Annotated in this window: 9 protein-coding genes and 1 pseudogene; 4 read left to right on the forward strand and 6 right to left on the reverse strand. The window is 44.6% G+C overall.

What is annotated here, in order from left to right; translation table 11 throughout:
* Window positions 1-478 precede the first annotated feature (478 nt).
* Window positions 479-1,411 (reverse strand): helix-turn-helix domain-containing protein, encoded by a 933-nt coding sequence (locus QTO06_RS14910; RefSeq protein WP_331408717.1) that lies wholly within the window; start codon window positions 1,409-1,411, stop codon window positions 479-481.
* Between the two features lie 258 nt (window positions 1,412-1,669).
* On the opposite strand from QTO06_RS14910, the gene QTO06_RS14915 reads away from it, so the two are divergent.
* Entirely contained in the window at window positions 1,670-2,482 is an 813-nt protein-coding gene (locus tag QTO06_RS14915) for an EAL domain-containing protein (protein ID WP_331408719.1), read from the forward strand.
* Here QTO06_RS14915 and QTO06_RS14920 read toward each other — a convergent pair.
* Window positions 2,479-3,039, reverse strand: a pseudogene (locus tag QTO06_RS14920) (LysR substrate-binding domain-containing protein); the annotation flags it as partial. The gene QTO06_RS14915 and the pseudogene QTO06_RS14920 sit on opposite strands and share 4 nt — an antisense overlap.
* A 99-nt stretch (window positions 3,040-3,138) precedes the next feature.
* On the opposite strand from QTO06_RS14920, the gene QTO06_RS14925 reads away from it, so the two are divergent.
* Window positions 3,139-4,470 (forward strand): D-serine ammonia-lyase, encoded by a 1,332-nt coding sequence (locus QTO06_RS14925; protein ID WP_331408720.1) that lies wholly within the window; start codon window positions 3,139-3,141, stop codon window positions 4,468-4,470.
* An 87-nt stretch (window positions 4,471-4,557) separates the two neighbouring features.
* Here QTO06_RS14925 and cydC read toward each other — a convergent pair whose 3' ends face one another.
* The 3 genes from cydC to trxB form a co-directional block, all read right to left on the reverse strand.
* Window positions 4,558-6,279: a heme ABC transporter ATP-binding protein/permease CydC gene (gene cydC / locus QTO06_RS14930; RefSeq protein ID WP_331408722.1), complete on the reverse strand. Its 1,722-nt coding sequence runs from the start codon at window positions 6,277-6,279 to the stop codon at window positions 4,558-4,560.
* Complete coding sequence (cydD, locus tag QTO06_RS14935; RefSeq protein WP_331408724.1) at window positions 6,272-8,059, reverse strand: heme ABC transporter permease/ATP-binding protein CydD; 1,788 nt, start codon at window positions 8,057-8,059, stop codon at window positions 6,272-6,274. Before cydD ends, cydC begins: the two co-directional genes overlap by 8 nt.
* Window positions 8,060-8,162: 103 nt before the next feature.
* Complete coding sequence (trxB, locus tag QTO06_RS14940; protein WP_005428526.1) at window positions 8,163-9,122, reverse strand: thioredoxin-disulfide reductase; 960 nt, start codon at window positions 9,120-9,122, stop codon at window positions 8,163-8,165.
* A 368-nt stretch (window positions 9,123-9,490) separates the two neighbouring features.
* On the opposite strand from trxB, the gene QTO06_RS14945 reads away from it, so the two are divergent.
* Together QTO06_RS14945 and QTO06_RS14950 are read left to right on the forward strand one after the other, a co-directional pair.
* Entirely contained in the window at window positions 9,491-10,150 is a 660-nt protein-coding gene (locus tag QTO06_RS14945) for a 2OG-Fe dioxygenase family protein (protein ID WP_010448603.1), read from the forward strand.
* Complete coding sequence (locus QTO06_RS14950; protein ID WP_331408726.1) at window positions 10,134-11,369, forward strand: cysteine desulfurase-like protein; 1,236 nt, start codon at window positions 10,134-10,136, stop codon at window positions 11,367-11,369. The genes QTO06_RS14945 and QTO06_RS14950 overlap by 17 nt, the downstream gene beginning before the upstream one ends.
* A 76-nt stretch (window positions 11,370-11,445) precedes the next feature.
* On the opposite strand, the gene QTO06_RS14955 is transcribed toward QTO06_RS14950, so the two are convergent.
* Window positions 11,446-12,270 (reverse strand): DUF2797 domain-containing protein, encoded by an 825-nt coding sequence (locus QTO06_RS14955; protein ID WP_331408727.1) that lies wholly within the window; start codon window positions 12,268-12,270, stop codon window positions 11,446-11,448.
* Window positions 12,271-12,543: the final 273 nt, after the last annotated feature.

The following is a 12,543-nucleotide window of genomic DNA, read 5'->3' on the forward strand; positions in this document are numbered from 1 at the left end:
TCTGGTGAGGCTGAAGTGGATAGTATTTAGGGTTTGTTAGTCGATACTGAATTTTTATCTTTATTTTGTGAAGTGTTTCGCTAATTAAGTATATAAAAGTGATTATATATTCCACATGAGATTGATATTTAAATTATGAATTGAGAACAAACAGTACCTACTTGAAAAGGATAAGGTTGAATTTTAATCAATCTGGTTAGGGGGGAGGGTAGCTATGTGTTTTTATGCATTATCAAGAGCAGGTATTATATGTTTTTCGGTAATGGAAGAGGAAGATTTAGATTAATGTGCACTTGATGGCGTATTGGAAAATACGAACTCAAAATGGAGTTAAAAGGGGCTTCTTAGTTACAGTAAGACTAGGCGAGCAATTTTTTAAGCTATGCAAAGTTTGCCCCTTCTATTTTGTGAACCGAACTCAATCGTTTTTTAGATAAGTAGCTTTCTTTGCTCGGCATACATGTAGAGTCATTTCTTTTTATTCCTTTATGCCTCTCATCAAAGCTAGAACTTCTGGGCGAGAGAAGAGGTTGGCGACTTCTATTCTATATAAACAGTGCTTAAATGACTGTTTTCCTATTGTTACTGCACCAAATTCAGTCGGCGTATCATAAGTCACTTTCTCGCAGCCTATCTCTTCAAGGTATCTTGCAAACTTTTCGTGTAATGCATAGTAATAAAACCATTTTATATTCGAGCGTTCTGCAAGGTAATAAAGTTGACTTGGTTGTAGCTCCCAGTAAACGTCTTCGTTTGCATAAAAACGGCTGACGGAACAGAAAGCGAGCTCTGAACTAGGTGAATAACGTTTGGCTTTATCAAATGGCACTTGGTCAAAAGGTGTCTGAATGTTCTCTTCAAGATCGGATATGTCAAATAAAAACCAGATGTTATGTCCCAGCAGCTCCTTGGTCTTCTTATCGATATATTTTTTAGCAACAATCTTGTCTTCTTTATGATAGTCATGAAATCTAATGTTCATTAAACCTGGGTAATCTGTTTCTGTATTTTTGAAGAATGTCTTGAGTGCGTCTAGATCACTTTGATCTATGTCTTGGAACAAATCCTCTTCTTGAACTTCAATACTTGGCTTGTTCTTAATATCTGTATAGCTTGATGCAATGATTTTCGTTTGATGAGAGTGAAAGCTGTCAAACAAGATATCATCTAACAAAGAGTGTTGTTTTGTTAGTGGTATAGCGTTTAAGTATGGAGTCAGATCCAAAGTAAGCGTTTGTAATACCTTGATCGCTTTCGCTATATGAGGAGTTGTCGACCCTCTCTCCCAACGGCTAACTGTTACAGAGTCAACAGCAGTAAACTCTTCATCTGCTAGGTTTAGTTTGGTGGCGAGCTCTTTCTGCGTGAGTCCTTTTTCTATTCGTAATTGCTTGAGATATGCTCCAAACATTTTTTCCTCCGTACTTTTGAGTATCTTTAATTACACAATTTTCTTGAAATATTTGTAGTACATCGTTCACCGTGTACTTTTTTATAAGTTCTAACAGAATAGGTAAGCAGAACTATTTTTGCTAATACCAATCGATGGATTGAAAGCTGACGCACTATGAGTAGGCAGGACTCTTCAATTGAGTTCTAGAGATGCTAACCCCAAGTGCTTCTTAGTTGTTTATTATTTCCTCACGTTATTACGAACTGGGGTAAAGCCATGAACAATATAGTACAACGTAGCGAATTTGACTCATTGTATAGGGATATTTGTCAAGGGGCTTTCTACCCTGTGTTTCAACCCATCTATGGTCTCACGTCTCAGGAAGCTTCAGGGTTGGAAGTATTAACTCGTTGGAAACGTGAGCGACATGTGGAAGAATCTTTTCGTATGATCGAAGAGCACGGTTTGAATGCTCTGTTTACAAAAGTTTTATTTAATAAGCTGACAAATTATGTAGATAGCTTCCCTACGTCGTTTACCTTTATATCGGTTAATGTTTCCCCGTCTCACTTAAGCAGTGTTTCGTTTGTATTTGATGTTACTCCGCTTTTAAAGGCGTGTCAGCAGCGAGGGATAACATTATGGTTGGAGTTAACGGAAAATACTGCATATTCGTCTAGATTATGTGATCAAATGATGACTAAATTTAACGTTAATGTTTGTAAGAAGTTAGGTGCGAAAATTGCTTTGGATGACTTTGGTGTTGCCTATCATCGAGAAGAATCGATAATCCGATTTATTCGTCCTGACATAGTGAAACTTGATCGTAGTATGTTAGGCAAAAAATCCGAGCAGTACGGACATGTTTGGAATAGTTTACGAAACTGGAAAAAAATTTATCAGTTTGAGCTGGTGGCAGAAGGTATAGAGACTGTCGATGATCTTACTTTTATCAAAAATCAACAGATTGCTTATGCGCAAGGCTATTTCTTACATGGACCAACGAAATTGACAGATCTTCGTCCTAACTCAACTCAGCGTTGTGTAGACTGCGCAGCGTTACCCTTAATGTGCGCTGTACCATTTTAATCGCTGTTGGCTTCTTGGCATAACCAACCAATGAAAAGCTCAAGCTTTAGAGAGTGTTTTTCTTTTGCTGTTGCAATGTAATATTTCTGTTTACAGCCCGGTGAGCAGTCAGAGAGAGGAGCAATCAGTGCTCCGGACTTTAGAAGGGTTGTAACTAGTGATAACCTCCCCATAGCAACCCCCGCATTGTGCATAGCAGCACTGACGGCTAAATCGGATCGGTCGAATGAAATGCTTGGAATAGCATCAATGTCTGTTATGCCATTTTCCTTTGCCCACAACGTCCATTCATCGTGGTGGGAGTTGTAATCCCATGCTTGGTTGTCGTGAAGTAGGGTGGCGTTTACCAAATTCGCTGGCTTTTCAAATAGATTAAATTGTTCTGCATACGCTTGAGTGCAGACTGGGATGATCTCTTCACTCATCAATTCTTTCGACCATAACTTTTCCGGCATTTGCTCATCGAAATAAATCGCAGCATCGATGCCATAGCCTTGGAAATTGACGTTCTCATTGCCAGTAAGAATATTCAGTTCGATGGAAGGGTGCTTTTGTTTAAGTTCACTTCATCTAAAGGTGAGTTTTGATCGTTTGTCAGTTAAGGCATCTGTTTGCTTTAATAGTGCTCATAGACAGTAATTTGCAGCTAGGAAAAGATGACAACCCATAATATATGTGCGCTCATAGCCGAGTTCCCGTTAGTTAAACGGCTGATCGATTTAGAAGAGGTGGTTTGGTTCAACCCAAATATCACCACACTTGAAGAAGGTTTGCCGTTCGTTGGTTTAAGTGCTGCCAACATCAATGACGCCAGTGAACGACTAGAGCGCTTTGCTCCATACTTAATGAAAGCCTTCCCGGAAACGACGGCTTCTAACGGAATCATTGAATCGAGCGTGGTCGACATCGACAAAATGAGGGCATGCTTGGAGGCGCAATACGATACTCAAATTCTTGGGCGTTTGATGCTTAAAAAAGACAGCCATTTGCCTATCTCAGGTTCAATAAAGGCGCGTGGCGGTATTTATGAAGTGTTGACACATGCAGAGAAGTTGGCGATTGAAGCTGGGCTTCTAAGTGAAAGTGATGATTACAGCAAATTGGTGAGTGAAGAGTTTCATCAGTTCTTTCAGCAATACAGTATTGCCGTAGGTTCGACAGGGAATCTGGGCATGTCTATCGGCATCATGAGTGCAAAACTCGGTTTCTCTGTGTCGGTTCATATGTCGGCAGATGCAAGAGAGTGGAAGAAGAACAAACTGCGTTCTCACGGCGTGAATGTAGTGGAATATGAGCAAGACTACGGTGTTGCTGTTGAACAAGGGCGCAAAGAAGCGGAAAAAGACCCAACTTGTTTCTTTATTGATGATGAAAACTCTCAAACCTTGTTCTTGGGTTATTCCGTTGCTGGCGAACGCTTAAAGCAGCAGTTTGATGAGATGGGCATTGTCGTTGATTCGAACCACCCGTTGTTTGTTTACCTACCATGTGGGGTAGGCGGAGGTCCTGGTGGTGTAGCGTTTGGCTTGAAGATGGCTTTTGGTGACCACGTTCATTGTATCTTTGCGGAGCCGACACACTCTCCGTGTATGCTGCTTGGTGTGCATACGGGCTTGCATGATGGTATTGCAGTGCAAGATCTTGGTATCGACAACATTACTGCCGCTGATGGTCTAGCGGTAGGGCGTGCGTCTGGTTTTGTAGGACGAGCAATGGAAAGACTTCTTGATGGTTACTACACCATGACGGATGAGCGCATGTATCATCATCTAGGTGAGCTAAGTGAACAAGAAGACATTCGTTTAGAGCCTTCTGCACTAGCGGGCATGATGGGGGCAGTGCACGTTTCACAAGACCAAGCTTACCAAGCTCGAATGCAATTTAGTGAAGATAAGATGAAGAACGCTATTCACCTAGTTTGGGCGACCGGTGGCGGCATGGTACCGGAAGAGGAAATGTCGGCTTATCTGGCCAAGTCAGGTCGTTAACGAATTTTGCACTTGTTATGGGAACAGCGAGAGCAAAAGAAAAGGGCTCATCAATTGATGAGCCCTTTGTCTATTTGAATCCCAGTATTACAGAGATTGTAATAGCTGGTGGTAACGACCTTTTTCTGCAAGCAGCGCTTGGTGGCTACCTTGTTCGATGATCTCGCCTTGTTCCATCAAACAGATGTTGTCCATGCTTTCCAGCTCAATCAAACGGTGAGTAATGAATACGACCGTTCTATTGGTGAAGTGTTGCTTGAACAATTCCATCACTGTTTGCTCAGTACGTTTGTCTAGACCTTCTGTTGGTTCATCAAGCAGTAGGATAGGAGCGTCACGCAATAGAGCGCGAGCAATACCAATACGACGCTTCTCACCACCAGACAGTTGACGACCGCCGTCACCTAGCCAAGCATCCAGTCCTGGTTCGTCTAACAGATTCGCCAAGTCCACTTTAGTCAGAATATCAGCCAGCTGTTCATCCGTTGCTTCTGGAGCTGCAAGCAATAGGTTGTCACGCAGTGTGCCATTAAGCACATCCACACGTTGGCTAACTACTGTGATTGCAGCGCGGAGATCGGATTCGCTCCAATCTTGCAAAGGCGCACCACCGATGCTCACTTGACCTTGGTTTACATCCCAGTAGCGACAAAGCAATTGAATAAGCGTTGATTTACCTGAACCAGTTTGACCAACAATCGCCGTTTTTGAGCCCAGTGGCAGTGATAGCGTGAGATCTTTTAGTACTTTTTGCTGACCATCAGGGTAGGTGAAATCTACCTTGCTGAACTCAATATCTAACGGCTTATCTTCGCGTTTAGAAGGTTCTGGGAAGATAACGTCTGGTTCCGCTAAGGTGATTTCGTTCAATCGACGTGCTGAAGTCAGTGTTTGACCTAGGTATTGGAAAGCACCAGCAATTGGCATCAGAATTTCAAAGCTCGCCATGGTGGCAAATGCGAACAGCGCAATCCAAGGATCTGGCGCACGACCACCAACGCCATCCGCAGCAAACCACAGCATAGCAACGAGCGTTAAACCATTCGCTAGCATCAGCAGACCAGAAGCCATACCCGTTAGGTTAGCGTTGACGAACTGGTTGGATAACAGTTGTTTTTGCTTCTCTAGAATTACGTTACGGTAACGCTCTTCTGCACCGAATAGGCTCAGTTCGCTGTAACCTTGAAGCCAGTCCAGTGTCGCCACTCGCAGCTGCGCTTTATTTTGTGTTAGATGTTCGCCGTTATGTTTGCCCAGTTTGTAGAACAGTACCGGCCATACCAACAGCATCACAGTCAGGATACCGCCAAGCAATAGGGCAAGATGCCAGTCAAAGAAAGCAAGTACTGCGGTTAGCGATAAGATACCGAATACGCCAACAATCACAGGACTGATAAGACGCAAGTACACATGGTCCATTGCATCTACGTCTGCCACTAGGCGGTTCAGTAGATCCGCATCACGCATGGTAGAAACGCGGCCAGGGATCAGCGGCGCAAGCTTCTTGAAGAAGAAGATGCGTAGATCAGTCAGTAGCTTGAAGGTTGCATTGTGGCTAACAACACGTTCGCCCCAGCGGCCAGCAGTACGCGCCATCGCAGCACCACGAACACCTGCGCCAGGCAGCATGTAGTTAAAGGTTTCACGAGCAATGGTCAAACCCGCTACAGCCGCCGCAGAGATAAACCAACCGGATAAGGTGAGTAGGCCAATAGAAGCGGCCAGCGTTAGAAACGCCAGAAGCATACCGAGTGACAAACCAAACCAGTGCTTTTTATACAGTTTTAGATAAGGGAGTAAATCACGCATCTAAGTTCCCCTTGTCTGATTCACGTTGAGCTAGGTTGGCAGCCAACATTTCTTTAAATAAACCATCTTGTGAAGCCAACGTTGCGTAATCGCCACGTTGAACGATTTGACCCTCTTGCATAACCAGAATCTGGGAAACATTCTGCAGCGGCGCAAGTTGGTGAGTGATCATCAAGTTAGTGGTGGACTCGGTGTATTTACCGATGCCTTCCATAACCAATTTCTCACTTCGAGCATCCAAGCTGGCAGTTGGTTCATCAAGCAACCAAAAACGACCGTTTTGTAGCATCGCACGAGCAAGTGCAAGACGTTGTGCCTGACCAACAGATAAACCACCGGAGCGGTCAGAAATTTGGTAATCCAAGCCATGCATTTCAACAAACTCTGCGGCGTGGGAGTCGTTGAGTACTGAATGGACTTGTTGGTCTTGAATATCTTGTTTACCTAGAGTGACGTTGTCACGAATGCTCCCGTGCAAAAGCATTGGGTTTTGACCAATCCAACTGATGGTTTCGCGCCATGTCGCCAAATCCAACTCGGAAAGTTCACAGCCGTTAATCTTTAAGCTGCCTTTGTATGGCATAAAACCAAGAATGGTATTTACTAAGCTGGTTTTACCTGCACCACTGGGACCAACTAATGCGGTGCTTTGGTTCGCTTCTAGCGAGAAGGATAGGGGACCAGCAAGTTGCTTACCTTCAGAGCTGAAGATAACAAGGTCTTGAGCTTCGATATGAATCGCTGCGTTTTGTTCTACAGCCTTGTTGCCGTCTTTTACTTGGTCTACATCTAGCTCTAGAAATTCAACAATGCTTTCTGCTGCGCCAACTGCTTGTTGCTTCGCATGGTAGAAGGTACCAAGGTCACGCAACGGCTGATAGAACTCAGGCGCAAGGATCAGAATAAACAAACCGGCGAAGAGGGTTACGCCAGCGCCGTAATAGCCGAAGTTAAGTTCACCGATGTAGCTGAAACCGAAGTATACCGCAGTAATCGCAATTGAAATCGAAGTGAAGAACTCAAGCACGGCAGAAGATAGAAAGGCAATCTTCAAGACATCCATCGTACGTGTACGGAAGACTTCTGATGCCCCTTTTAATGTTTCGGTTTCTGACTTAGTGCGATCGAACAAACGAATCGTTGTCATCGCTTGTAAGCGGTCGTAGAAATGCCCAGAAAGACGTTGTAGCGCTTTGAAGTTCTTGCGGTTTGCGTCAGCGGCTTTCATACCCACCAAGGCCATAAACATTGGGACCAATGGCGCAGTTACTAGGAAAATTAAACCCGCTGCCCAGTTAATAGGGAAGACCACTACCAGAATGATGAAAGGCACCAATACAGACAACGACATTTGTGGAAGGTAGCGAGAGAAGAAATCTTGCATGTCTTCTACTTGTTCCAAAATCAACGTTGCCCAACTACCGGCAGGCTTGCCTTTGATGTAAGCGGGACCAAGTTGGTGGACTTTATCGAGAATCAGTTGGCGAATGTAAACGCGGATCTGTTCGCCGCAACGGTAACCGGCAATTTCGCGCCCCCAAGTACAGGCCGCGCGACCGACAACGGTGACACCCAACCCGACGAAGTGCCAAACAAGTTCACTCTTGTCGACATGCTCGATAATTAATTGGTGAAGAATGGAGGCGAGCAGGGCTGCTTGAGCCAATAAAAACACGCTTGATAGTACGCCTAGGCCTATCGCAACCATCAGCCAGCGCTTGGCCAACTTACTCTGTTGCTTAAGCCACTTATTCAAGCTGCTTTGCTTTTTCTTATCCATTGTGAAGGCTTAATGATAATTGTTTTAATGAGGCGGTAGTATACAAAAGAAAACCCAGCGGGAATACCGCTGGGCTTTAAGGATATGACACAAATGTGAAAAGTTATTTGTCAGTAAGCGCGTCTAGGAAGCGTTCTGCATCCAATGCTGCCATACAACCTGTACCAGCAGAAGTAATCGCTTGGCGGTAGTTATGGTCCATTACGTCACCTGCAGCAAACACACCTTCGATGCTAGTTTGTGTTGCATTACCTTCAAGGCCGGATTGAACGATGATGTAACCATCTTTCATGTCTACTTGGCCTTCGAAGATTTGCGTGTTTGGCTGGTGGCCGATCGCGATGAATGCCCCCATTACTGCCAGATCCTCAGTCGCACCGCTGTTAACATCTTTGATGCGAACACCTGTTACGCCCATGTCGTCGCCTAGAACTTCATCTAGTGTGCGGTCTGTGTGAAGAACGATATTGCCGCTTTCAACCTTATCCATCAGACGTTTTACAAGGATCTTCTCTGCGCGGAATGAATCACGACGGTGGATCAGATGAACTTCTGATGCAATGTTTGATAGGTAAAGCGCTTCTTCAACTGCCGTGTTACCACCGCCCACAACCGCCACTTTTTGGTTGCGGTAGAAGAAACCATCACAAGTTGCACAAGCTGAAACGCCGCGACCTTTAAATGCTTCTTCAGATTCAAGACCTAGGTATTTTGCTGATGCGCCAGTAGAGATGATCAACGCATCACAAGTGTATTCACCAGAGTCACCTTTCAGACGGAATGGACGTTGAGACAGATCCACTTCGTTGATGTGATCGAACACGATTTCTGTTTCGAATCGTTCTGCGTGCTCTTTCATGCGTTCCATCAAACCTGGGCCAGTAAGACCTTCTGCATCACCAGGCCAGTTTTCTACTTCAGTTGTGGTCGTTAGCTGACCACCTTGCTGCATTCCCGTTACTAGCACAGGGTTTAAGTTAGCACGCGCTGCGTATACTGCTGCGGTGTAACCTGCTGGACCAGAACCAAGAATTAATAATTTACAGTGTTTTACGTCGCTCATTATGGCTCCATAGAGGGCTGAACATTTCTCCCGATTGTATGGAAATTCTTAGTGCTTTAAAAGCATAAACGAAAGGAGCGGATCGAATTATTGGTTATAGGTTAGAACTTGCTGATGTTTATGGAGAGGCGTTTCAGACTAGAATAAAATTCTGTTTATAGTAGAGAGTTCTAGTTTCAAATGCTGCGCAAGCTCCGTTCTGAATGTTTAAACTGCTGTTGATGTTAATTGTAGTGCTAAGTGTCGTTTTTTCTTTTTTGTTGAAGCTATCAACGTCAAATTCTGGTAATTGCAGAATATTTGCGTATCCTAAGATGTAAATTAAATGTTAATTCAAACAAGCTAAATGTGCCTCATTAAAGGAGCCAATGATGTTACATTCACGAGAGAACACCCTACATTTAACTCAGCTCAGCATGGCAGCGATTGAGCAACTTTCTCCTTCCTTCGAAGGTTTACCTCGTACTGAACACGCTGACGGCCAATATCGTCTTCGCCGTTACTCGGTGGTGGGGTTCGAAAATGGTCAGGTAGTCGATTTAAACAAAAACAGCTTTGTACAATCTTCTGATATCAACCGTTTCCAAGGTGATGTCATTCGTCAGTTTGAGCCGATTGAAAAAGGAATTCTTTCCAGTGAAGGTTTCCGAGAAATGTGTGAGCTGTTTGTTAACGCAAACCACTTACCAAACGGCCAGGAAATCGAAATCCACCAAATTCGAATCACTGCAATCTACGATGAAACACAAGTTGCTCCGGAAGGGGTGCACCAAGATGGTTTTGATCACATCGCATTAGTTGGTGTAGGGCGTCACAACATTATGGGTGGTGACATTATGCTTTATAGCAGCCACAACCAAGCGCCTTTCTTCCGTAAAGTGCTGGAGAATGGGGAAGTAGCAATGCTGGCAGACAGCAAACTGTGGCACAACGCGGTGCCAATTCGCTCAGTGATTAATGACCAAGAAGGTCATATGGATGTATTTGTACTGACAGCGACGGACAAACGAAATGAACTTCAATCTTAATCAGATCCGAGAACAATTTCCCGCACTGGCGCAATACCACAATGACCGCCCAGTGACCTTTTTTGATGGACCCGGTGGTTCACAAGTGCCGCAGTCGGTACTAGACAGCATGATGAGCTACCTTGGACGATTCAATTCGAACCTTGGTGGGCACTATTTCTCAAGCCAAGCGACGGTTGATGTAATGCAATCGGCTCGCGAATCGGCACAAGCTCTGCTAAACGCACCGTCCTCTGGCAATATCGTGTTTGGCGCGAATATGACCTCGCTGACATTCCAGCTAAGTCGCGCTATTAGTCGAGATTGGAAAGAGAGCGATGAGATCATTGTTTCAGCTCTCGACCATTACTCTAACGTGTCGAGTTGGCAGCAAGCGGCTGAAGACAAAGGCGTGGTGGTTCACCAAGTCAGAATTAATGAAGAAGATTGCACGCTAGATCTTGCGCATCTTCAGAGCTTGTTGAATGAGAAAACGCGTTTAGTGGCGGTGACTTACGCATCGAACACCACCGGCTCGATTGTTGATATGCACCAAGTGGTCAAAATGGCACACAGTATCGGCGCTCAAGTTTATGTGGATGCCGTGCATTATGCGCCGCACCATCTAGTCGATGTGCAAGCATTAGGATGTGATTTCCTTGCTTGTTCTGCTTATAAGTTCTTTGGGCCCCATGTCGGCATCGCTTACATCGCCGATCAATGGTTGCACGCAATCAAGCCTTATAAAGTTGAGCCTGCAACCAATATTGGGCCAGGACGTTTTGAAACGGGCACGCAGAGCTTCGAAGGTTTAGCTGGCGTGACTGCTGCTATCGAATACCTAGCGCAATTTGGTGATGAAGGTGCATCACTTCGTCAGCGTCTAGAGCAAAGTTATGCTTTGTATAATCAGCATGAGCAGCAATTAAGTGCGCATTTCTTGCAGCGCTTGAGTGCGCTTGATGGGGTGAATCTGTTTGGTATTAACAATGAAAGTAGCCAACTGAGAACGCCAACGTTCGCGCTTACGTTTGATAAATACTCCCCAGAGTTCATTGCTAAGACATTGGGTGAGCACAATCTCTGCGTTTGGAACGGCCACTTCTATGCGCTAGGACTCGTTCGCCAACTGGGTTTAGAAGAATTGGGTGGCGTGGTGCGAATTGGTTGTATGCACTACAACACAACCGCAGAGATCGATATGTTGTTTGATGTGTTAGAGAGCATACTCGACGCGTAATCATCGACGATTCCACAAATCAAAAGCTCGAGCACTTGGCTCGAGCTTTTTTGTTTTTTATAGAGTGAAGAAAGGCTTATTCGCTCACTTCAACCTCATAAGAGGTGAACTTACGCACGTTGATCACGCCAGTATCAAAGATCAGGTATTGGCCTTTAATGCCTTGCAGCGTACCCGTAACAACTGGGTTTTTATCGAAGTTGTGCGAAGTAATTTTGGTAGGGTGCTGCTGAACTGGGTAGCTTAGAGAAGTGATGCTTTCGCTTAACACTTCAATTGCGTCATCGCCATATTGCTGTTTAATCTCAGCGATTTTATCTTCCACTAATGGCAGCAGTTCTGCGAAGCGTTCTTGCAGCTCAATTGGCTCACCATCGCCCTTAAGTAGCGTTCGCCAGTTTGTCTTATCGGCAATGTGTTTTGCTAGCTCGATTTCAATCAAGCCAGAGATATGACGAGTTTTTACTTTGAATATAGGCAGACCTTGTGTCGCGCCTTGATCGATCCAACGGGTCGGAATTTGCGTGTGGCGCGTGATGCCCACTTTTAAACTCGAAGTATTCGATAGGTAAACGAAGTGGTTCACCATGCAGTTCTCTTCACCCCACTGCGGCTCACGGCAGGTGCCTTGTTCGTAGTGGCAAGTTTCTGGCTTCATGATGCACATGTCGCAACTCGCCAACTTCTTCATGCAAACAAAGCAGTGGCCTTGAGAGTAGCTCTTCTTGGTTTTCTTACCACAAGAACAACAATAGATGTTACCTGTGTGAGTTAGGGTGAGGGTTCTTCCAAGAAACGGACTCAAATCCACTTCTTCTTCACCCACTGGCAGTCGGTAGCTTACTGCACCATCTAGAGAAGCACGCATTTTGTTTAGCGTGCCTGTAGCAATTATTGACATGACATTACTCATTATTGTGTTTTTGACCAGTATATACCGAAGTAAAGAAGAGAGGCAGAAGAAAGCGGCGCTGAAGTGGAATTGAAGCGTGTTCGCTGCCTTTTTAAACACCCACCTCTGAGCAGCGTGAAATGCTTCGCAAATAAGAATTAGCGAGAACATTCTTACAGACTTGAACCAAAATCACATTTAGTTTGTAAGGGAGGTGTATTGAAAACGAGAGTGTGAATCAAAAATCACTTTTTAGCTTGATAAATAACTTTATTTGAATTG

The organism is Vibrio sp. M260121 (assembly GCF_036533715.1).
Taxonomy (GTDB): Bacteria; Pseudomonadota; Gammaproteobacteria; order Enterobacterales; family Vibrionaceae; genus Vibrio.